17 protein-coding genes are annotated in these 23574 nt (G+C 42.1%); 6 read left to right on the top strand and 11 right to left on the bottom strand.

Annotated features, from left to right (window positions below; all coding sequences use genetic code 11):
• Positions 1-322 precede the first annotated feature (322 nt).
• From ABMY45_RS06975 to ABMY45_RS06985, 3 genes are read right to left on the bottom strand one after another with little or no spacing between them, the layout of a single operon-like run.
• On the bottom strand, positions 323-868 hold the full coding sequence (locus ABMY45_RS06975) for a hypothetical protein (protein ID WP_349288637.1): 546 nt from the start codon (positions 866-868) through the stop codon (positions 323-325).
• Positions 869-874: 6 nt separating this feature from the next.
• Positions 875-1567 (bottom strand): non-canonical purine NTP pyrophosphatase, encoded by a 693-nt coding sequence (locus ABMY45_RS06980; protein WP_349288638.1) that lies wholly within the window; start codon positions 1565-1567, stop codon positions 875-877.
• Positions 1567-2694: a hypothetical protein gene (locus ABMY45_RS06985; RefSeq protein WP_349288639.1), complete on the bottom strand. Its 1128-nt coding sequence runs from the start codon at positions 2692-2694 to the stop codon at positions 1567-1569. The genes ABMY45_RS06980 and ABMY45_RS06985 overlap by 1 nt, the downstream gene beginning before the upstream one ends.
• A gap of 189 nt (positions 2695-2883) precedes the next feature.
• Between ABMY45_RS06985 and ABMY45_RS06990 the strand changes: the two genes are divergently transcribed.
• Together ABMY45_RS06990 and ABMY45_RS06995 are read left to right on the top strand one after the other, a co-directional pair.
• The gene (locus tag ABMY45_RS06990; RefSeq protein WP_349288640.1) at positions 2884-3756 is read left to right on the top strand and encodes a hypothetical protein; all 873 of its coding nucleotides are present in this window, start codon (positions 2884-2886) and stop codon (positions 3754-3756) included.
• Positions 3749-4162, top strand: a complete 414-nt coding sequence (locus ABMY45_RS06995; RefSeq protein ID WP_349288641.1) for a hypothetical protein — start codon at positions 3749-3751, stop codon at positions 4160-4162. Before ABMY45_RS06990 ends, ABMY45_RS06995 begins: the two co-directional genes overlap by 8 nt.
• A gap of 207 nt (positions 4163-4369) precedes the next feature.
• On the opposite strand, the gene ABMY45_RS07000 is transcribed toward ABMY45_RS06995, so the two are convergent.
• The gene (locus ABMY45_RS07000) at positions 4370-5557 is read right to left on the bottom strand and encodes an NAD(P)/FAD-dependent oxidoreductase (protein WP_349288642.1); all 1188 of its coding nucleotides are present in this window, start codon (positions 5555-5557) and stop codon (positions 4370-4372) included.
• 544 nt (positions 5558-6101) lie between these two features.
• Between ABMY45_RS07000 and ABMY45_RS07005 the strand changes: the two genes are divergently transcribed.
• Entirely contained in the window at positions 6102-8252 is a 2151-nt protein-coding gene (locus tag ABMY45_RS07005; RefSeq protein ID WP_349288643.1) for a S8 family peptidase, read from the top strand.
• A 620-nt stretch (positions 8253-8872) separates the two neighbouring features.
• Here ABMY45_RS07005 and ABMY45_RS07010 read toward each other — a convergent pair.
• From ABMY45_RS07010 to prlC, 4 genes are all read right to left on the bottom strand, one after another.
• The gene (locus ABMY45_RS07010; protein ID WP_206471795.1) at positions 8873-10795 is read right to left on the bottom strand and encodes a methyl-accepting chemotaxis protein; all 1923 of its coding nucleotides are present in this window, start codon (positions 10793-10795) and stop codon (positions 8873-8875) included.
• 162 nt (positions 10796-10957) lie between these two features.
• Positions 10958-11656, bottom strand: a complete 699-nt coding sequence (locus ABMY45_RS07015; RefSeq protein ID WP_349288691.1) for a class I SAM-dependent methyltransferase — start codon at positions 11654-11656, stop codon at positions 10958-10960.
• Positions 11657-11787: 131 nt separating this feature from the next.
• Positions 11788-12939 (bottom strand): response regulator, encoded by a 1152-nt coding sequence (locus tag ABMY45_RS07020; RefSeq protein ID WP_349288644.1) that lies wholly within the window; start codon positions 12937-12939, stop codon positions 11788-11790.
• Between the two features lie 126 nt (positions 12940-13065).
• Positions 13066-15105, bottom strand: a complete 2040-nt coding sequence (gene prlC, locus ABMY45_RS07025; protein WP_349288645.1) for an oligopeptidase A — start codon at positions 15103-15105, stop codon at positions 13066-13068.
• A 168-nt stretch (positions 15106-15273) separates the two neighbouring features.
• Between prlC and gorA the strand changes: the two genes are divergently transcribed.
• Positions 15274-16632: a glutathione-disulfide reductase gene (gene gorA / locus ABMY45_RS07030; protein WP_095729736.1), complete on the top strand. Its 1359-nt coding sequence runs from the start codon at positions 15274-15276 to the stop codon at positions 16630-16632.
• A gap of 413 nt (positions 16633-17045) precedes the next feature.
• Positions 17046-18839: an AIPR family protein gene (locus tag ABMY45_RS07035; RefSeq protein ID WP_349288646.1), complete on the top strand. Its 1794-nt coding sequence runs from the start codon at positions 17046-17048 to the stop codon at positions 18837-18839.
• A 217-nt stretch (positions 18840-19056) separates the two neighbouring features.
• Here the strand turns inward: ABMY45_RS07035 and ABMY45_RS07040 are convergent, their stop codons facing one another.
• Positions 19057-20880, bottom strand: a complete 1824-nt coding sequence (locus ABMY45_RS07040; protein WP_349288647.1) for an alpha/beta hydrolase — start codon at positions 20878-20880, stop codon at positions 19057-19059.
• A gap of 131 nt (positions 20881-21011) precedes the next feature.
• On the opposite strand from ABMY45_RS07040, the gene ABMY45_RS07045 reads away from it, so the two are divergent.
• Positions 21012-22985 (top strand): winged helix-turn-helix domain-containing protein, encoded by a 1974-nt coding sequence (locus ABMY45_RS07045; protein ID WP_349288648.1) that lies wholly within the window; start codon positions 21012-21014, stop codon positions 22983-22985.
• Between the two features lie 56 nt (positions 22986-23041).
• Here ABMY45_RS07045 and rpmG read toward each other — a convergent pair whose 3' ends face one another.
• Together rpmG and rpmB are read right to left on the bottom strand one after the other, a co-directional pair.
• Positions 23042-23197: a 50S ribosomal protein L33 gene (rpmG, locus tag ABMY45_RS07050; protein WP_010364212.1), complete on the bottom strand. Its 156-nt coding sequence runs from the start codon at positions 23195-23197 to the stop codon at positions 23042-23044.
• Positions 23198-23209: 12 nt separating this feature from the next.
• Complete coding sequence (gene rpmB, locus ABMY45_RS07055; protein WP_010605890.1) at positions 23210-23446, bottom strand: 50S ribosomal protein L28; 237 nt, start codon at positions 23444-23446, stop codon at positions 23210-23212.
• Positions 23447-23574 lie beyond the last annotated feature (128 nt).

The following is a 23574-nucleotide window of genomic DNA, read 5'->3' on the forward strand; positions in this document are numbered from 1 at the left end:
TAATTGGCGAGTTTTAGGTAGTTTTTGAATTGATCTGAGAATATAGTTATGGTCATTCACTAACCTTCCAATAGCGGATAAAAATAATGGTTCGATATTTTCAATCTTTGAAATAGCATCAAACAAGCGAGCATCTTCTTTTTTCCAATCTTTACAATACGTTTTGGGCTTAAGAGGCTTCGGAAGAATTTTTTCAATAAGCGACTTGTCATGGTTGTAGAGAATAAAGTAGTCAGCTTCCGAATTTGGGTTCGATTCAAACCCAGTGACTTCTTACTAATCGCCTCTAAACGTTGGTTTGTCTCGGTTCAACACGATCTTTCTATTCGCTAGAGTAGATTAGCTGAGAAATTACTTTGAGGGCTTGTGTTTCAGTAACGATATCTGCATCAGGAATTACCATATCAAACAACGCAGAGTGAGCTTCCTCCTCAAACCCATGACTCGTTCTTTGTATTAGTTCCACCCCTTCGTATCCTCTCTTGATGAGACGTTCTTGGAGGGTATGACTGTCCGAAGTTAACAATAAGACAGTTTTTACATTAGAAACTTTATTTTTTAAACGTATCGCCATTCTTGCGAGAATATCCACCACTAATGGACTACCACTTTCTATCAAAGATCTATATTTCAGATCTGTCCCATAATAATTTCCTAGAATGTAATCCCACTCCAACAGCTCATTATTTTTGATTTTTTGTTGGAATTCAGAAACAGAGATAAACCTATGGCTAATCCCATCCGTCTCATTATCTCTTTTTTCTCTTGTCGTATAAGGTACGACTTGCTCCATACCGAGCCTTTTAGCAACATTTAGCCATGTTGAATCTTTGCCGATAGTCGAAGGTCCAGAAATAGTAAGTAACATCTTGTATTACCCTTCAAATAAATCAAATTGTTCAGAATTGTTTATATTTTCATAATCAACTTTAGCTAGTTCTGTTACAAAATTTCGAGCACATTTTCTTCTATAGTCTACCTCAGAGAACTCTTTGGCCCCCAACTCCCCCATTGTTTTTGTCATTCCGTTTGGGATAAATATTTGATGGAAGAAATAAGGGTTTGAATATGGGAATTCCAGCTCAGCAATTTCAGAGATCGCAGGCTTTTGAGAAATTAGCCCTTCTGTGTAGCCACTAGCAAAAACATATTTGCTGCCGCCAATATAAGCTCCTATTTGACAAACAAATTTTGCTTTACGATTAGTTCTATTTTTTAAAAGCTCAATAATCCCCTCAGCCCCAAGGTTTAGCCACCAGTTCTTGGTATCTGCTCCCGGTAAACCAATGTCTAATTCAAACTTCTTACTAAATTCATCGATAATCAGCATAGTGTCCTCAATCATGTAGGGCACTTGCTTTTTTTTACTGATAAACCTAGCTGCAAGCCTCAATGGGTGTGCTACAAGACTTGATATACCTTCGGGACTTTCAGGGTCGTACTGAGGTTCAATCAATGTATTGTCGATAACAGTTCCCTGTGCGATATCAAAATTTAAAGACTTAAAGATCGCTTTATATTGTTTGAGCTTTACATCACTTGATGTAGCAAAATATAAGGTTTGCATTAGTTAACTAGCATCCATGTAATATCTATCTGCTCTGTTTTTAGAAACGGTTTATCCGAATGAACTTCTAATAAAACTTTCGTAACATCATCGTTCATAGGATCCTTTGTAAATTTCCCAATAACCTTAAGCTTTTTTGATGAATCGTATTTAGTCCAAATGCTAGATATTTTTGAAAAGGGTCTTTTAATTGAAAAAAGCTTTGTCGAGAAATCATCACCTTTCTTAAGTGTTAGCGTTTCAACACCTGATATTGCTGTTACTTCAGAAAGTTCACCCACTTTTTCAGCTTGTTTTTTGACCACCTCTTGAAAGGCAACTAATTTTTCTTGTGAAAGCTCTAATTTATTCAGTTTTTCATGAAGAGATCCCAAATAAAAAATTAGATACAGAAAAGAACTACCACCTACGCTAAACCCAAGAATACTTTTCCATTTCGACTTAATTTTAAGCAGTAATTTTGAAAAGGCAGTGCTTCTCCCTACTGGCTGTTTTTTAGTTGGAAATGGGTTTGAGCTTTCAGATATGATCTTTTTCCAATTGTTGCCCAAATGATGTGATTTACCCGGAAATCTATCTTTGTCATTATCACTAATATCGCCATCTGTTTCATAAAATCGACATATAGCAATTTTCTCACCCAACTCTAACTCTTGAATATTATCAGTAACATTAATTATTACAGCTTGTAGTATCCCATCCCAATACGGATCAATATATGAAGGAACATATAACAGGCCACTGTCAGCGTTACTCAGTCGAGGGATTGTTGTGGCCGCTATGTCGCTACTTAGTTTGATTCTTTCCTGAGTGGATACCGATACAACTTCTCCCGGATATAATGTTAACTTGTTATCAGACTCTCTCAAATCAAAACAACCTTCCCATGCTCTAAACTGGTTCCGCTTCGAGAAATACTCTTTGTTATGGGATTTCACGATGGGTCCGAGCGTGAGACTTAGTCTGTCTCCGAAAAATTGAGAGGAAAACTGTTTGTAAATTTCACTTGTTTTGTCATTACAATTTAACCAAGCTTCTTCTACAGCTCCATTTTTATCAAATGAACTAAATGAGATGTTAATTTTGTCAACATTAACCAGACTTTCTAATTTTTTTTGAGTAATCATCTTATTGGCTATGTTTCCTCAGACACGGTTGGCGTAGAATAACAAAAGATTCAATACTAAATATTATCTACTTATAATTAAATGTCTATTTTATATAGGATACTTATACAGTGATCTTCAAATTATTCCCAGTATATTGTATGGTCATATTCTGAAGCCCCCTAGTAAAGCCGTATAGTTGAGAAAGATATGAACGAAAATGGAACTTTTGAGATCAGATTAGATTACAAACCAGCGACAGGAAGCGCTAATAGGGTTTTCTTAGCAATGGCTGACTATGTCAATGCCTTTGAAGAATTAATTCATGTTGTGGGTCACACTATTGATCCTGAAGCAGACTATGCATATCAACTGTCTTCCGTAGAAAAGGGGTCAATTAAAGGTGTATTGAACTGCGCATCTAGTATCAAATCCTTTGGTAAAGCTCTGGCTCAAATACCAACTACCATTGCAAACTCTATGGTAGATATGAACGAGATAAATGACGAAGAAGATATAGAGTCTTTAGCTGATAAGATTGAAAGTAAAGTTCAAGAGTCGATTCAAATTGAGTTTCCAAACGAATTGAACATAAATCGGCTCCGACTAGCAGAAGGTATCAAAAAACTAGTAAATGCTTCCGAGTTATTAGTTGAAGGCGAAACAGTAGACCTTAGTAGTGATAAGAATAATGTTATCGTCTTGAATACTAAATTGCGATTCGATAAAGAACCGAGCTCTCTTTTCATTGAGGTCAATGAAACGGCAAAGGTTACAGAAACCCTGCTCATAAAAAAGCCTGTTTTTTTAGGCGATGCAATGTGGGACTTCAAAAGTATTGAGAGGAATAAATCTTTTTCCGCTGTTATTGATGATGATACTTGGTTAAAAAAGTTTCAAAATAGAGAGCTGCCACATATTGATCCCGGTGACGCAATAATCGCACTTGTCTCATACGAAGCCAGAAAATCAAAAGGTGCAAAGCATTTCACTTTCCACAACCATAGAGTTCTGCATGTTGAAAGACCTGTAAGAAGTGACGAATTACAAGAGTTGCTGAACTTAGAGGATGAAAATGAGTAACAATAAGATGCAAGGTACAAAACTTACGTTAATAGCCTCTTATCTTTTCGTCATCCTGCCCTTTATCATTTTAGTTGTAGTTAAGTTAGCCCAAGGGCAACCAAATAGCCTATTACTTCTCTCAGACTGGTCAATTGCATCAAGTATTATTTATGGACAACTTATTGTTAAATTAACAACTTCCTTGGCAAGCACCGATAAAAATAAAAAGTTACCGGGTATCACTTTTAACATTACCCTATTGATTTGCCTTGGTTTAGCCATAAATATTGTTGTCTATGTTTTAATGTTAGTAACGCCTAGTCAAGGGATAGGGATTCTCCAGCTAATCTTATTCTTTTTTGCATCGATTGCACATTTCATTTACGGGGCGGCAATCCTTCAGATAGATTTAAAAGCTACTTAAGTCACTTATGTTTAGTGTTTAATGCGTTAACACTTATAGTAAGAGCTGAGAACACAATAAGTGGCAAACTTATCCAATTAAAATTCTAAGCTGATTTTGGCTTTTACTGACAGGCTTTCTGTGACAATGAACGTCCCTATTCATTTTTTGAACTTTAAATCTATTCGTTTACTTCAAAATGTATTCGCTACATTTCTTTCCTGACAGCTAACAAGCCTGTCCGCATGCCCAGCCGGAGCTCCATGCATATTGGAAGTTATAGCCCCCAAGCCATCCGGTGACATCGGTTACTTCGCCGATAAAGTACAGGCCTTTTTGTTTTTTAGCTTCGAAAGTTTTTGAGCTTAATTCGTCGGTATCTACACCACCTAACGTAACCTCTGCGGTGCGATAACCCTCTGTGCCATTTGGTTTTATTTTCCAGCTAGTGAGGGTTTCTGTCAGTTTTTCAATCTCTGTGTGGCTGAGTTGGTTGGCGTTTTTATCTGGGATGCTGCCGTCGCTGATTAAGGCTTCAATAAAGCGCTTTGGTAAGATGGTAGAAAGCAAGTTCTTCAGGCTCTTTTGCCCTTGCTCACTACGCCAGTCATGGAGTTGTGCTTGCACATCTAAGTCAGGTAATAAATTGATGCTAACAAACTCGCCTGCTTTCCAAAATGAGCTGATCTGCAAAATTGCAGGGCCAGATAAGCCTCTGTGAGTAAAGAGAATATTCTCTCTAAATTGGATACCGCTTTCGCTGGTCACTAGGCTATCTACGCTAATACCAGACAAACCATCAAAGCGTGCTTTGTCGTGATCATGAAGTGTAAATGGTACAAGCGCTGCCGTGGTTGGTAACACCGTTAAACCGAATTGCTCCGCTATTTTGTAGCCGATTGGCGTGGCGCCAAGTTTTGGCATGGTTAGGCCACCAGCGGCGATCACCACTGACTCGCAGTTGAAGTTTTGAGTTGTGGTTTTGACTAAGTAGCGGCCATCGCTTTGATGCTCAACCGCTAATACTTCTTGACGTAAGTGAAGTGACACGCCCGCCCAGTCACATTCGGTAAGAAGAATATCTACAATGTCTTGCGCGCTATTGTCACAAAACAACTGCCCAAGTGTTTTGTGGTGGTATGCAAGACCGTGGCGGTCTACCAGTTCAATAAAATCATGTTGGGTATAGCGGCTCAAACACGACTTTACAAAGTGTGGATTTTTACATAGATAGTTAGCAGGTGAAGCATTTTCGTTGGTAAAGTTACAGCGGCCACCACCACTGATCAAAATTTTACGGCCAGGCTTTTTCCCCATATCAACCACTGCAACTTGTCGCCCTCGGTATCCAGCCTGTGCAGCACACATCAACCCTGCAGCACCTGCGCCGATAACGACTACCTCTATTTGTTGCATAAACTCACTCAACTTTTTATCTAAGATTTCTACACTTACCGTTTTGCCAACAGTTTAGCTTTAAACGGCAAAATCGCGACCAAGCGAAAATTATACCTAGATTCTTTATCTAATCACAGCGACGAATAGAAGAAGCAACTCGCATACCTTTCAAACACTTGTAAACATTATGTCAGCGCTATCATTTCTCAAACCTTAAAAAACAAGAAAATAAGATTAGAATAATAAAATAAAACCAACCTTTAGCACTAACCAAACTCCCACTCTACTGGCTACAAATGCTTCACAAAGTTAAAAACACTATTTTGTTTACAGTCATTTACAATGTAACTGAAATTTATTCGATCTCTCACAAAAATGAAAAATATCGATTAAAAACAATACAGTAAGAATTTTTTATAGCCATTTATCCGTCCACATATAACTAAAAAATTAGTGCAAATAACAAAACAGCGCTTTCTTTTTTTTAACTAGGAGTTTACTTTCACTGACCATCAGCTTTTTATTAACAGCTGAACAACAAGTTAGAAACTAGGGAAACATTATGACAATCAATAAAAACTTTAAGCGCGCTGCACTAAGCGTCGCAGTGAGCGCATTATTCACTGCAACAGCAGTTACAGCCGCACCAGCACAATCAATCGGCCAAGATGCAGCGCTTGCAGCAACAGCACAAAAACTATCATCACAAAGCACGCTTGGTACACAGTTCATCATCAAGTACAAAGATGCTAGTTCACAAATGATCAGCCTTTCAGCTGCAGATCTTGCTCCTGCTAAAATGCAACAGCGTGCAGAAAGCTTTGTACAAGGCTTTAAGAGCAGCAAAGCGAGTGCTCGCGCTAAGTACGTACGCCCAATGGCACTTAGCAATCACCACGTTATGCGTGCTGACAAAAAGCTTTCAGCAAAAGAAGCACAGGCGTTCATGAACGAAGTGATGGCTTCTGGTAATGTTGAATACATCGAAATTGACCAAATGTTAAAGCCATTCGCAACGCCTAACGATCCGCGTTATAACGATCAATGGCATTACTACGAAGCTGCTGCTGGTATTAATGCCCCAGCTGCGTGGGATAAAGCGACAGGTCAAGGTGTGGTAGTTGCGGTACTAGATACAGGTTATCGCCCACATTTAGACTTAGATGCCAACATTCTGCCTGGCTATGACATGATCTCTAATACCTTTGTTGCTAACGATGGTGGCGCACGTGACAACGATGCTCGTGACCCTGGTGATGCGGTCACTCGCGGTGAGTGTGGAACTGACTCTTCAGGTCAACCTGTGCCACGCGCAGATCAAGACTCAAGCTGGCATGGTACGCACGTAGCGGGAACGGTTGCTGCAGTAACAAATAATGGCGAAGGTGTAGCTGGTGTTGCTTACGACGCTAAAGTAGTGCCTGTACGTGTTCTTGGTAAATGCGGTGGCTTAACTTCTGACATCGCTGACGGCATCATATGGGCATCTGGCGGCTCGGTATCTGGTGTGCCTGCAAATGCTAACCCAGCTGATGTTATCAACATGAGTTTAGGTGGTGGCGGTGCATGTAGCGCAACTACACAAAATGCAATCAACCAAGCACGTAACAACGGTACAGTCATTGTTATTGCGGCAGGTAACGACAACGATAACTCAGCAAACTACAACCCAGGTAACTGTAATGGCGTAGTAAACGTAGCATCTGTAGGTCGTGATGGTAGCCGAGCTTATTACTCAAACTATGGTGCAAACATCGACGTTGCCGCTCCGGGTGGCGCACAAAGTTTTGCGAATGATCCTGAAGGTATCCTATCTACCCATAACTCAGGCTCTGGTGCTCCTTCAAATGATAGCTACCACTACTCACAAGGTACGTCTATGGCGGCACCTCACGTTGCGGGTGTTGCAGCGCTAATCAAGCAAGCAAAACCATCTGCTACGCCTGACGAAGTAGAAACTATCTTGAAAAACACTACACGTAGCTTCGCTGGTAGCTGTTCAAACTGTGGTACAGGTGTTGTTGATGCAGCCGCTGCGGTAAATGAAGCTTTAGGCGATGTTGTCACTCCACCTACAGGTAATACACTTGAAGATGGTGTAGCGAAAACAGGCTTAAGTGGTGCAGCTGGTAGTGATCAGTTTTTCACTTTTGATGTACCTGCAGGTAAAACCAATGTTACCTTCACGATGAGCGGTGGTACTGGTGATGCTGACCTTTATGTAAAGCTTGGCAGTCAACCAACTTCAAGCAGCTATGATTGTCGTCCTTATGAAGGCGGTAATGCCGAAGTTTGTAGCTTTGACGCACCTCAAGCTGGTACATACCATGTAATGATTAACGGTTACAAAGCTTATTCAGGCGTAAGCTTAGTTGCTGCAACTTCAGGCTCTAGCACAGGTGGTCCACAAGCAGGTGGCGGTACAATTGAAGATGTTTCAGCGTCAAGCGGTCAGTGGGTTCACTACACAATCGAAGTGCCAGAGGGAATGAGCGACTTCACCGTAAAAACATTTGGTGGCTCAGGTGACGCTGACTTATTCGTTAAGTTTGGCTCTCAACCTACAGCAAGCAGCTATGACTGTCGTCCATATGAAAATGGTAATACCGAGACTTGTGTAATCACTAATCCGCAAGCGGGTACATGGCACCTAAGTGTTAATGCTTACCGTACGTTCTCTGGCCTAACGTTAGACGCGCAGTACAAGCCATAAGCAAAATTTAGTAGGCTCTGATTGAGTCTTCTTTCCCCAACGAGAGGCCGCATTTGCGGCCTTTTTTAATTATTTCGAGTTTAGTTTGTGGGAACGAGTTTACCTCGCGATCTTGTAACTGCTCGCCGCGTGAAGCGGCAGCTACGTTTTGGCTTATGCTATCGAGATAAATCTCGACCTACGACACTCGCTGGTAGGAACGAGTTTACCTCGCGATCTTTTAACCGCTCGCCGCGTGAAGCGGCTCCTACGTTTTGGCTTATGCTGTCGAAATAAATCTCGACCTACGACACTCGCTGGTAGGAACGAGTTTACCTCGCGATCTTTTAACTGCTCGCCGCGTGAAACGGCTCCGACGTTTCAGCTTGCAGCAGTCGAGATAAATCTCGACCTACAAAACTCGCTGGTGGGAACGAGTTTACCTCGCGATCTTTTAACTGCTCGCCGCGTGAAGCGGCTCCTACGTTTCGGCTTATGCTGTCGAGATAAATCTCGACCTACAAAACTCGCTGGTAGGAGCGAGTTTACCTCGCGAGATTTTAACTGCTCGCCGCGTGAAGCGGCTCCTACGTTTCGGCTTATGCTGTCGAGATAAATCTCGACCTACGGCACAATCCTGATTATCGCAGGCCTAAGGTACCTCTAATCTCCCGCATTTTCTCTTTAAGGCTTTGCTGGATTTGTTGCACTTGCTCATGTGAGCTATTAACCTGACCTTTCATACTATCCATAGCGTGGCCAAAGGTATCTAAGAGATCCGATTGTTGATTGGCAAGATCCATTGCATGGGCGGCAACTTGGTTGGCGCTCTGTGCGCTCTCTGCCACACCTTCTGAATTGCGTTTCAACTCTTGTGCATGACCAGTTTGCTGCTGTGCCTCATCTGCCAAAGCCGAGATTTGTGTCGATACTTTGTTTGAATTATCACTCAAAACATTTAATTGCTGGTGGATATCAGTCAGTGAGGCTTGTGTTTGCTGTGCAAGCTTTCGTACTTCGTCCGCAACGACCGCAAACCCGCGGCCATGTTCACCTGCGCGCGCCGACTCAATCGCCGCATTGAGCGCGAGTAGGTTCGTTTGTTCTGCGATGGAGCTGATCATATCAATCACTTTACTCACATCTGAAACACCATTAAGTAATTCATTTAAGCTCTCTAATCCCTGCTCTACCCGCTTTTGCGTGGTAGATGAAGCGCTCAACATAGCATCCGCATAGGACACACTTTGTGTCATTGCTTCAAAGGTGTTATTGGCATTGTCGGCAACTTGCGCGTTGATTTGATTGGCATCCGCCCCAAGCGCTCTAAGCGAGTCAAGCTGTGCTTGGTTTTGCTCCACCTGCTCAAACGTGTCTCCAGCTTGTGCAGAGATCTGCGCCAAGTTAGTGTTCATCTCTTCCATAAAGGTATTGATCACACTCAGCATTTCTGAGCGTTCGTCCGCTTCTGCTCGCTGCCTATCAATTAACTGATTAAAGTAACTCGCAATTTCGCCAATTTCAGTGTCTTGGTTTTTACTTTCAATATTGCGTAACTCATTGCTTTCGATTAGCTGAGCAAAGCCATCGCGTAGTTGTCTTAGCGGAGTTAACACTTGATTGAACTGTACAAAATACACACCACCCGCAAGGAGTACGAGTAACCCAATGGCCACACCAAACAGCATAAACACATTGGTTTTTACGTCAGCCTGCTCTGTTTTTAAGTTGGTTTCTGCTTGTAGGATATTCTCTGAGATTGCTTTAATATCACCTCGCAGTGCTAGCATGCCAGCTTGGCGTTGTTTCGACTGCTGTAAGGTATTTTCTAAGTCGCGGGCATAACGTTTAGGCCAGCTCACAAGCTCCGCTTTTATTTCTAGCGCTAAATCTTCGGCTTCGGCACCTAAAAATAGCTCGTCTTCGTCTACCTCACTCATTACCCCTAAGTTTTCGAGTCGGTCTATTCGCGCGGCAATATCCTGCAACCGGCTTAAGCTCGACATCAAACTCTGTTCGGTCTGCTGTTCGTAAGCCATGACTAATTGGTAGGTATATAAGCTCAAATTCGAGACTTCGCTAAAGTAGTCTGAAGCAAGATTAAAGTAGGATTCTTTGGCGGCACTATCTTGTGCTTTAATTGCATACTTAACGAGGCTCGATGCTGAACCTGACATTTGCCTAAGCGCATTATCCAACAACGCAAGTTCGTTACCAGAAAGCTTGCCGAGTGCACGGTATTTGCCTGCAATATCTTGTTGTAGTTGTATGAGTTTAGTTTTAAGTTGCTCAGCAAGTGCAGGTGGCAACTGCTCTACACTTTGCTGTAATGCTTTGATTTGTTCATCGGCCTTATTTAAATACTGGCTATCGCCCGCACTCAAGTAATCTTCTACTGTACCCTCAAGCTCGATGATCACCGCATTTTTAACTTGATTGTAAGCGGCGTCTTGCGCATCAAGTTCAGTTAATACTTGGCTCGCCCAAAACAGACTCACCCCAAGTAGAATACTCGCTGTCGTCAATAATATTGCCAATAACCGAGTAAAAGTAGACACGCGCATAGAATCACAACCCCTTTATCAAAATGCTCCGCAAGAGTATTAAGGATTTATGACAACTTGATTAAATCTGGTTACCTTTCCTGAGCAATAGTACAAAACCATACTTTTTGCGTATATCCATCTAGATATCTGCTGCACAAAATTAAATCAGGTAGTGGTGTGCTATTTCATTGCAGAATTAACATAAACGTCAAAGCGGTTTTTCTTGGTTTTTATTTGCATACTTGGCGTTTTTTCATTTAAGAAGCCAGCGTAGTCTGGACGTTTTACCACCACTCTTTTTGTGGCTAACTGCAAAGAAAAAGGCAAAAGTGCATCCGCATCCAAGTCATTGCCAACTAAATCTTGGAATACACGCATTTCTTTTTTCACTTGCGCCGATTTTTCACGATGCGGGAACATAGGATCAAGATACACTACATCTGGACGCCAACCTGCTTGCTCTAGCAAGTCATGGCTGGAGCCAAACTCCAATCGCATAGTTGACTGTACCCATTCGCCAATTTCAGCATCTTGATAGGCACGTTGCAAGCCATCGTATAACAACGCTGCGACTACCGGGTTACGCTCGTGTAGCACGACTTTGCAACCCATAGAAGCAAGTACAAAGGCATCGCGTCCAAGTCCTGCTGTCGCATCCAAGACCGTAGGCACAGCACCTTTATTTAAGCCCACCGCTTTTGCAATTGCTTGCCCTTTACCACCACCAAATTTGCGTCGATGAGCAACTGCGCCAGTCACAAAATCAACACGGATAGCGCCGAGCTTTGGTTCATCTTTTTTGAATAATTGTAAGCCTAGCTCATCATAAACCAATTGAAACTCCGCCTCGTTAATATTAAGCGCGGATAAATTAAACAGCTTAGTTAGCGTATTTAGGTAGGATCTGTTTTCTTCAAAAGGGGTGTGAATATACAAGCTAAGCTCCCAAGGGTTACCAACCGTGGCAGTATACCCCTTTCCCTTTCTAGTGTCTTTGATTATCCAGTGGCTTAAAACAGTTCAATATCAGCCTGCGACGCCACTTCATCCTCACCCCAAGGTTTCGCTATTTTGTTTAAACTCTCTATAAGCTGCTGGCGTACCTCAGTCACTTCTCCTAACTTATATTTAATTATGGTTAGCTCATCGCTTAAATAAGTGAAATGCTCATAGAGTTCTTGCAACCGTTCTCTTTCACTTGGTTCTAAGACTGCAAGCTTGTCGCTTTCCAGCACCGTCTGAAACTCAGCAACTTTGCCACTGTAATGATCGCCAACGCCGCTTAAATGATCGCTTAACTCAGCAAATACTTGCCCTATATGCTCCACTTTCTTAAGTGCATCTTCACTGACTTCCATGTCTCGGATTTTGGCATCAGTGGCTTCCAGTATGTGCGGAAATAAATCTTTATAACGACCATAAACGGCAACATCGTCCACTGGCATGTTCTTAATCAGCAAGGAAACTTTAGGATAGTTAATTATGGTTCTGCGACCAAAATCAACAAAGCGACTGCCATCTTTGTGTTTCTCAAATAGCTCTTGCTCTATCGGTTGGATCGCTCCCTCGCTGGAGTAAAACATCGCGTCTTGGTGATACCAAAAAGCCACCGCGACATCGAGCTCCATCGGCATAAAAAACTCTAAAAAATGAGCGCTCAACGTATTGAGATCATGCGCGTGATACGACTGCCCAACATAGCGCATTATACGGCCCATATCACCAGAGTCAGTCATGGCTATTTCAGCTGTGGTTTGAGCGCGCTGTACATCTTGTTTTAGCTGCGACGAGATTTTTCGATAGTCATCAAGGACATTAATACGCGCTAACAACTCTTCAGCGTTAAAAGGTTTGACTATATAGTCTGCGGCACCAGCGTTATAGCCCCGCATTCGCTCTGAAATATCGGCACGAGAAGACAAAAACATAACAGGGATCTCTGTAGTGTCCTCTAGTTTTTTGAGTTGCTCACATACCTCAAAGCCCGACAGCCCTGGCATCTCGACATCAAGCAAGATAATATCCGGACGATATTTTTTAGCCAACCGCAAGCCTTCCTCACCATTTTTCGCATGTAATATTTTGCATGTCCGCGATAGCGCCTCATCAACAATGTGATGGACGAGTTTGTCATCATCAATGGCAAGAACCAGTTTCGTCATGTGGCTTTCCCTATTAATTCATATCTTTATAGAATAGTCAGAGATATTGAATTTGCTAACAAAAAGTCACACTTTCTAAGACAAAAAAAACGCCTTCAGAAGAAGGCGCTTAGAGTGGAAATATAACTAGGCGGCGATCCCGCTGTGGCGTAGTAACGCATCCACTTTTGGCTCTCGACCACGGAAGCGGGTAAACAGCACCATTGGCGCTTCCGATCCACCCTTTTCAAGAATGTGATACATAAATTCACGCCCGGTTTGTGGGTTGAATATCCCTTCTTCTTCAAACTTAGAAAACGCATCCGCAGACAACACTTCTGCCCACTTATAAGAGTAGTAACCCGCGCTATAGCCACCAGCAAAAATGTGGCTAAAGCTATGCTGGAAGCGGTTAAACTCAGGCGCTTTAACAACCGCAGTACGCTCACGTACCGCATTAAGCGTTGCTTGAATTTGGCAATCCGTGTTTGGCTCAAAGTCTGCGTGAATATGAAAATCAAACAACGAAAACTCCAACTGACGGAGCATTTGCATGGCTGATTGGAAGTTCTTTGCCGCCAGTAACTTGTCTAACATTTCTTTTGGTAACGGTTCACCCGTTTCATAGTGTCCTGAAATGAAGTTCAGCGCTTCTTCTTCATAGCACCAGTTCTCTAAAAACTGACTTGGCAGCTCAACCGCATCCCATGCCACACCATTAATACCAGCAACCGGCGCGGCATCTACTTGCGTTAGCATGTGATGAATACCGTGACCAAACTCATGGAATAAAGTGGTTACTTCATTATGGGTAAATAGCGCAGGTTTATTGCCAACAGCTTTATTAAAGTTACACACTAAATAAGCGACAGGAGTCTGCAACTCACCATTTGCGCGTACTTTTCGGCCCATGCAGTCATCCATCCAGGCACCACCACGCTTATGTTCACGAGCATATAGGTCGAGATAGAAATGACCACGCAACTCACCTTTATCATCATGAATAGCAAAAAAGCGTACATCTGGATGATAAGTATCAACGTCTTTGACTTCACTCACACGGATCCCAAACAGACGATTTACGGTTTCAAATAAACCGGCAAGTACCTTATGCTCAGGGAAGTACGGGCGTAGCGCTTCATCAGAAATCGCATACTTAGCTTGTTTTAACTTTTCGCCATAATATGCGTAATCCCAAGGTTTTAGCTCACTTACACCGTGTTCTTTATTCGCAAAGTCTCGTAGTTCAGCCACTTCTTGCTCGGCTTGTGGTTTTGACTTAGCGGCAAGGTCGTTTAAAAACTTAAACACTTGCTCTGGCGTCTCAGCCATTTTGGTTGCCAATGATTTTTCTGCAAAACTAGAAAAGCCAAGCAACTGAGCCAGTTCGTGTCTAAGTGTAAGTGCTTCATGCATAATCGCTGAGTTATCAAACTCTCCAGCATTAGGCCCTTGATCAGAAGCACGGGTTACAAACGCACGATAAGCCTCTTCACGGAGCATTTGGTTATCTGCGTAAGTCATCACAGGAAGATATGAAGGGAAATCTAGCGTAAATACCCAGCCTTCTAATCCTTTGGCTTCGGCAGTATGAGCGGCAAGCGCTAAAGCCGACTCTGGTAGCCCTGCTAATTCTGACTCGTCAGTAATATGCTTTTGCCATGCCTGAGTGGCATCCATTACATTGTTGCCAAACTTTGATGCCAGCTCCGACAGCCGTGCCACTATTTCGCCATAACGCTTTTGCTTAACTGGCTCAAGTGCAATGCCCGACAATTGGAAATCACGTAGGGCATTATCTACAGAGGTCTGTTGAGCAATCGTTAAGTTACCAAATTCAACCGATTCTTTTACCGCTTTATAGGCTTCATACAACCCTTGGTGCTGACCAACATAAGTAGAATATTCAGAAATTAATGGTAGACACTCATCATAAGCTTTACGTAACGCTTCTGAATTTACTACTGAGTGCATATGTGAGACTGGTGACCACATACGATTCAATTTATCGTCTGACTCTTCTAAAGGCAGTACAAAACTGTCCCACGTATAGCTTGGTTGTGCTAAAACAGTGTCGATAGTTTCACGACAGTGTGCAATGGCAGATTTTAATGCTTCAACAATATGTTCAGGCTTAATTTTCGAAAAAGGAGGCAATCCTTCTAGCCCGATTAATGGGTTACTCATGGGCACGCTCTTTATTTTCTAATCTAATATTGAGGTTGAAATAAGGGTGAATGACCGCATTTACAAGTATCTGAACAGATTTTTGCTTAATATCGGTCTTCGGTTGTGCACTTATGCTATTTAAAGTAGTAGGGTTTAAGCAAAACAAATAATTGGCGAGGAATTTTTATGGCTCAACATTTTGACTATATCGCAATCGGTGGTGGTAGCGGCGGGATCGCATCTGCGAACCGAGCGGCGATGCGAGGTGCCAAGGTGGCATTAATAGAAGCAAAGCACTTAGGCGGTACTTGTGTAAACGTGGGCTGCGTTCCAAAAAAAGCGATGTGGCACGGCGCTCAAGTTGCTGAAGCCATTAAACTATACGCACCAGATTATGGTTTTGATGTTGAACTAAAGAACTTCGATTGGGGTAAGCTGGTAGAAAGCCGCGAAGCCTACATTGGCCGTATTCACCAAGGTTACAACGGCTACCTAGCGAAAAATGGCGTCACCGTGATCAATGGCTTTGCTAAGTTTGTTGATAACAACACCATTGAAGTCAATGGTGAGCACTACACTGCCGATCATATCAATATTACCGTGGGTGGCCGCCCAACGATCCCTAATATTCCAGGCGCTGAGCACGGTATCGATTCAAACGGTTTCTTTGAGCTTAAAGAGCAACCTCGCCGCGTCGCGGTTGTGGGCGCGGGTTATATCGCGGTAGAGCTTGCGGGCGTATTGCACAGCTTGGGCACAGAAACCCATCTATTTGTTCGTAAGCACGCCCCTCTTCGTAACTTTGATCCTATCTTGGTTGAAACCTTAACTGAGGTAATGGAAAAAGAAGGTCCAACGCTGCACACTCACGCAGTACCACAGTCAGTGACCAAAGAAGAGGATGGCTCAGTCACCTTACATCTTGAGAATGGTGAGTCTTACACCGTAGACAAACTGATCTGGGCAATTGGTCGTGAACCAATGACAGATCTTATCAACCTCGCTGCGACAGATGTAGAAACCACGCCTAGCGGCCATATTAAAGTCGACGAATGGCAAAACACCTCAGCCAAAGGTATCTACGCGCTCGGTGATATTATGGATGGTGGTATAGAGCTAACTCCGGTAGCCGTAAAAGCAGGTAGAATGCTAGCCGAGCGCCTATTCAATCCGGAATTGCCAAACGCAAAAATGGATTACGATCTAGTCCCTACCGTCGTCTTTAGCCACCCACCGATTGGCACCATTGGTCTAACAGAGCCAGAAGCGGAAGAAAAGTACGGTAAAGACAACATCAAGGTCTATACCTCTACCTTTGCTGCAATGTACACCGCGGTCACTCAGCACCGCCAACCGTGTCGCATGAAACTTGTATGCGCAGGCCCGGAAGAAACCGTAGTAGGCCTACACGGCATCGGCTTTGCCGTAGATGAGATGATCCAAGGTTTCGCCGTTGCAATGAAGATGGGCGCAACCAAAGCAGACTTTGACTCGGTAGTCGCGATACACCCAACCGGCTCCGAGGAGTTTGTTACTATGAGGTAATAGACTGATTTAATTCATTAGGTTTTAAAAATAAAACGCGAGCGGCAGACAAGCTCGCGTTTTTTATTTATAGCCAACACCTTAACTAAAACTCACCTAGTAGGGTAAATAAGTATTTTAGTGCTTTCGATAGAGCAATACTATTTGAAAGATAGTGAATGCACAAAGTAAGACAGATGACCGTCTAATAGCACAGGGATATTAGGTAAGAAACCGAGAAATGGGGAGTACAAATATGTATTTTTTAGCAGAAAACCAAGTCGGATCACTACTATATCTCTGCGTCCTTGAGTCAATACTACGAATTTTCTTTGGCACTGGCGTAATGACAATACACTTTTTAATATACAGTGATGGACAATAAAAAATATGACCATATACACTAGGTGAAATTTCTACAGGAATACAAAGCAATGTCACTGAATAAAACTCAATATAAGACGCTTGCAGACAGCGCATTTTGGCAATCTCTTCAACAGCGAACTGATTTAAGTGCTTTCGGTAACTTGAATGCAGCTCTTTATGCACTGGAACTGCAAGTTCAACACAATGATATTTGCTCAATAGCCCCTGATATTATTACTGAAGGTGGTGACGATGAAAATATTGATATTCTCTTTGTCGATGAAGATAACGGATCAATATACGCCGTACAGTCATTCCAATCACCAAATTTACGAAATCAAGGTGCAAGACCAAACAAAGCTCGTGATAGTAGTTATGCCTGTACGGCACTCTTTGATATGGACATAGAAAATATTCCAAATCGGATAAAAAATCAGGTTGAAGTTGCAAGATTAGGACTAAAGAGTGGCAATATCAAATCTGTTCATATTTGGTTTTTGAATAACTGCCCAGAATCTGAGGAAAATGCTCGCATAATGAAAGGAATTGGGCAAAGCGCAGTAAACTCGCTTCGTCATAAATACCCTGAGCATAATATCTCACTGAGCGCCAAAGAAGTCGGATTAGATACTCTTGATAGAATGTATAAAGATCAACTTGATGCTATTTTAATCACAGAAAAAATTATTATGGACCGTAATCCCGGTTTCATTGAGTATGGAACCAATGGTTGGGTATCATTCTGCACTAGCTTACCTGGTAGTTTTCTAAAAAAGTTATACACTACACATACAGAAGGAAGACTGTTCAGCGCAAACGTTCGCAACTATATGGGCAGTAATAAAAAAGACCAGTATATAAACGGCCAAATTCAAGAAAGTGCGATAGATAACCCGAACGACTTTTTTGTTTGTAACAATGGATTAACAGCTCTTGTGCATGATCTAGATATTTCTTATCCAATAGAGGGAGAAAGGTATCTTGGTAACCTACTAAGTATCACAGGAATATCCATTGTTAATGGAGCACAAACGACTGGATGCTTGTCAAACCTATCACAGGATATTGATCCTAATGTGAAAGTGCACATTAGATTTATCAAAGTTGCAGATCAAGTAAAAATAGACCGGATCATCAGAGCTAATAACTCTCAAAATAAAGTTTTAGCTTCAGATTTTCGCTCTGGGGATACAGTTCAAAAGCGTCTGAGAAATGAGTTCAAGGATCTTACTGACTCGCACTACATGGGAGGACTTCGTACTCATTTAACACCTGCAGAAAAACGCATTTCCCTAGACCCTGAGAAAGTAGCCCAGACTTTGATTGCCTATCATTATCATGCGAATAGTAGTTATCATGAGAAAAAGCAAATTTGGGAAAACGACGATCTATACAATCAAGCATTTCCCGCAACAGTAACTGCTGGACATATAGTTTTTATTTACTCTCTAAATGACGCTATAAATGAGATTAAAGCAGAGTATGCAAGACAGTTTCGACATGGTACGTTGAAGGACGTGGATCAAGCTAAGCATGAATTTCTAGCTCTACCAGGAGTTTACTTTTTAGTGATCCACGCAATTTCGAGTATCATGGAAATGATAATAGGCAAAGCTATCCCTGATTCTTATACAATAGCATTTAAAGATGAAGTTTCTCGAAAAGAGGCCTTAGAACTCTGGAAACCAGTCGTTCTCCAAGTGATAAAGCGAACTCAGAGACTAAAACCTGCCGCACAAAACCGCCTATCCAAAAGAGCTGTTATTACAGATTCTATAGCGCAATTCAGAGAAGACATGGATATGTTTAACGAGTATTTTACTGAGTGGTTCGGTGATTTTATAAATTCAATTAAGTATTAATTCGAACAGAAGTTAAAGTGGCCTACTTCACTCTGCCTGTTTTGAACAAAATTAAAAAGCTGTTAAATACCAACTCTGGTTTATTTGATCGCTTTTTATTAGACCCTAGAGATTAATCTCTCCCTTGTTTCTTCCAAGCTTAGAACCATTGGTTTAGGCTTGGAAGAAGTAACGTTCACCGTCAACTAGTAGGAATATGAGCGGGGTTTAAAAACCATTACTTGCTCGCAAGCTCAATCAATGCCTGCTTAATAAACTCAGGATGGGTAAATGGGATCAGGTGCTCAGTTGATGATATTGGTAAATACTGCCCACCACTGGTTTCAGCAACTTCTTGTGACCATTTTCTCCCCTCAGCCTCCCATTTTATTAGATTGGCTTTCGCTTCTTCAGAGTCTGCATTGGCGATATCTAGTTTTTCAAACTCACTATCTATCACTGAAATAGGAATGCTGCTGTCTGGCTGCCAGTTTCTTACTAACTCCAAGTCATCATGGTAGTTCATCATTTCGTGTACTCGAGTAAGTTGAGCTGCAACACCGTGGCGGGTTTGCATTATGTGATTGAAATATTGCCAATCCATGTAGTCTGCAAACTCGCTTCCTTCAAGCAGTGTTTCAATATGCGCCTGCTCTTCAGCTATTTTGCTATCCATCTTTTCTTGCCAATTACCAGCAGCAACATGATCAATCAAGTCTTGTCCGTATTGACGATAAACATCAACTGGGTAACCTTGATACTGAGCAATAGAATGTGGCAGTAAAATATCTGGGTCTAACCACAACATGCTTGCTATCTTTTGCTTAAACTCCTGTGATTTTTGCATCGCAATTAGCGGCACTGAATTACTATTTGCGTAACTCAACAAATGCACATCACTGAGATTGAGCTTTTCAAATAGTACAGGGAGGTCGTGTGCAAATTTATTCATGGAAGGTGTGTCATCAACACTACTTAATCCCTGCCCTAGCCTATCAATGACGTAAACATTGAAACTGTCTGCCAAGTAAGGCTGTAGTAACGCGAACCAAGCACTATCACTATGAAAATGCATATTCGCACCCGAGAGCATGACCACGGTTGGCTTATCTGCATGCTGCTTTAATTGCCGAACATGGTAATAATCGTTGTTTACTGCGATAAGATCAGAGCCTTGGGGCAGCACATAACGGCTTGTCGACTCAAAAAATGCCATTATCGATTCGGTGGTTTGAACAGGTGGTAAATTCCAACTATGACGAGCCCCGTCTACACTAATGAGCTGCGTTTGAATATTGCGATTAGGATAGTGAGTTAACGTCACGCCTTCCGCTATTTCTTCATCAACAGATAAAGCAGCCTCATAGTTTAGATTAGCAATAATTTTAATCGCTTGAGGTGACGAGAGTAGCCCAAAATTTGCGTGACTTTTGCCATTATAGGGCAATACTGAGTCTGCTTTACCGTGCATAATTCGGTAGTTTGTAGGTGTCGAAAAGTTACAGCTATCACCTAATTGGTAGGACATAGGTGCTGCAACCGTTACTATCGCATTAAACGTCTCCGAGCGGTTACATAATAAGTTTTGTACAAATAACCCGCCTTGAGAAAAGCCGGTCGCATAAATTTCACCGTCAATGACATCATATTTGGCTTTTATTTCTGCAATCATCTGATCAACAAAGCCTAAGTCATCTACACCTAAACGATGTGCCTTGTTACAACCACAGCCTTCATTCCACTCTTCGTTTTTTGATTTGGGATAAACAACAATATAATCATCGCTTTGTTCATGTAGCTTGGTTAAACCTGCCATACCGTAAGCAGTGCCTCCAGAACCATGAAAGGCTAACATCAGCTTGTACGCTTTATGTGGCTTTTCAATCGGCTTCATATAATAGTAACGCTCATTGAGTTGATGAACCTCCAGACCATTTACGGGCTTTAACACTCCATCGTCATTGCTTGACGCCTTTTTGCTGTCGCTACTGCTGCCACAACCCGCGACTAAAGCTGCTAATGTTAAACCTAACGCCTGTTTTAAAAACATTCGACTTGTCATGTTGGCCATTCCTATTTTATTGTTTTCATGTACTCTAAATACTTTGAAAAAGGGCGCGACGAATTCACATGAAATCGTTGTGAGGAATTCCTTACCAATAAATATAAACAATATAATCAAAGGGATAATAAATGCGCTATGAGATTGCAGCCATTCGGTTTGATACTGTTAATCGAACGCTGACGAGTAGCACAGACTCCATCAGACTTGAGCCTAAGCCATACTTATTGCTACAAACCTTAATTGCAGCAAATGGTAATGTTGTTTCGCGCGATAAACTCATTGCAGAAGTGTGGCAAGGTCGCGTAGTCACAGAGAGTGCAATCAATAAAGCCGTGTCGACATTGCGCCAGTATATGAATAAATTAGATGGTAAAACTGAGTATATAGAGACTATCCCTACCCTTGGATATCGACTTATTCCCGCGGCCACAAGTCATACTCCAGCTACAATAAATAAGACCAGCTCCCGGATCGCGCCACTTTTGGGTGTTTCTCTACTTATTACCAGCGTATGTGCGTTTATTGCCTATCAGTTCATGCAGCCAGCGCAAAATAACGAACCACTCCTACCACAAAAATTAACGAGCCAGAGCGGTATCGAGCTACAGTTAAGTAGCGCGCCTCAATATAAAAGCTTTAGCTACCTGCATCCTACCGACACTCAGCAATCGGAGTTATGGCTCAATCACAGCGAGCAACATAGAAAGCTGTTTTCAGGCAACATCAGCGCACAAGCCTTAAGCTCAGACGCCACACACATCGCCTATATTGACGATGATAATGGCTGTACCGTAAAACAGTTTGATATCACGCAGGCACAGCACACTACGCTATTCTCTTGCCAGCCTATCGAAAACATTAAACTAATATGGGGCGCAAATCCGCACGAAATCATTTATCGAAAACGCACAAATATACATAGTGGATACGGCCTTTACCGTTTCGACTCGAATACAAAGCAGCATATCCAGTTAACGCTTCCTCCAATCTCAGGAAACCTCAGGGGCGACCATCTATTTAGCTTATCCACAACTAAAGACCAACTCGCCGCCGCACGCTATCTTGGAGAAGATAAGCACGAACTGACGGTGTACGATTACCCAAGCATGTCAGTCAAGAGCACCGTTAAGTTACCTTATAATCTCACTGCACTGACTTGGTCTGCTAGCGGTCAATCTATTTACTTTAGCGCAGGCAGTAGCATTTATCGCGCTGATATAAAATCGAGCAAAGTAAAACTGCTTCACAAGCTCACAGCACCAATCGAAAGCCTAGTATTACAAGATAACAATGAGACCCTGCTCTTTAATCAATATAAGTTAACTAGCCTAATTCACCTTTTCGACGTATCGGAGCAAACCTTTTCACCACTTGTTGATAATCAGGCATTGAATCGCTTACCTCGCGCAAATCAAATGCCGCAAGTTTGGTATATTTCGGATCACGGCGCGCATTCCGCTTTATGGTCTATCAACACTGAAACACAACAACACACTCAAGTTCACTTGCCTCACATTTTTAACTTTCAACGTTATCAACTCAACAATGACGCTTCTAAAATACTTTTTGAATATCAAGACGCCATTTACCAGTTTGCTATCAACAGTCAAAAAATAATGCAACTTATAGGTACTGAGCTTAAGCCTTACGTTGCCAATTACAGCCAAGATGACCATGAAATCATTTACAGCAGTGAACGCTCTGGTAGTTGGCAGTTATGGTCTCTAAATCTAATAACAAACCAACATCAGCAACTTACAACACAAGGTGGCTACAGCGGCTACAAACTTAATAATGTGTTGTATTTTACCAAGTTTACACAGCCCGGAATTTGGCAACTGGAAGACGGGCAAGAGTCTGTAGTTGTGACGGATGTACCGGTGAGAAATTGGCTGAATTGGCGGCTCAGAGATAATGCGCTTTACTATGAAAAAGACAAAAGTATTTGGCGATTTGACCTGAAGACTAAACAAGAAAAGTTGTATTTCACCCCGCCACAACGATTTATTGGGCAGTTTGATATATTGCAAAACGGCGATGTGGTTTTCAGTGAGCTGAAGCAACCAAGTGGAGAGCTTTGGCAATTAGCCGTAAAAAATTAAAGTACAAACACAAAAAACCCAGCCGAGGCTGGGTTTTTATTGATTCTTGAAACGAATTACTTGATTTTCGCTTCTTTGAAGATCACGTGTTTACGAACCTTAGGGTCGAACTTTTTGATCTCCATTTTTTCAGGCATGTTACGCTTGTTCTTGTCGGTAGTGTAGAAATAACCAGTACCAGCAGTTGAAACTAAACGGATCTTATCACGCATGATTTAAGCTCCTTAAATTTTTTCGCCGCGAGCACGGATATCTACTAATACCGCGTCGATGCCTTTTTTATCGATAATACGCATACCTTTAGTAGTAGTGCGTAGAGAAACGAAACGCTTTTCGCTTTCAACCCAAAAACGGTGTGTTTGTAGGTTAGGTAGGAAGCGACGCTTAGTAGCGTTGCGCGCGTGCGAACGGTGGTTACCAACCACTGGGCGCTTACCTGTAACTTGACAGACTTTAGACATGTCTATGTATCTCCAATAACTTCGCTCGAGCTTAATTTTCCCTTAAAGGCCTTTTAACTGCGTGCCCTAGGTAAAATCAAAGGGCGCTCTTTATACAGTATCTACAGGCAGAGATCAAGGATCTGATC

Origin of the sequence: Pseudoalteromonas sp. XMcav11-Q, from assembly GCF_040104525.1 — a bacterium.
Classification (GTDB): domain Bacteria; phylum Pseudomonadota; class Gammaproteobacteria; order Enterobacterales; family Alteromonadaceae; genus Pseudoalteromonas.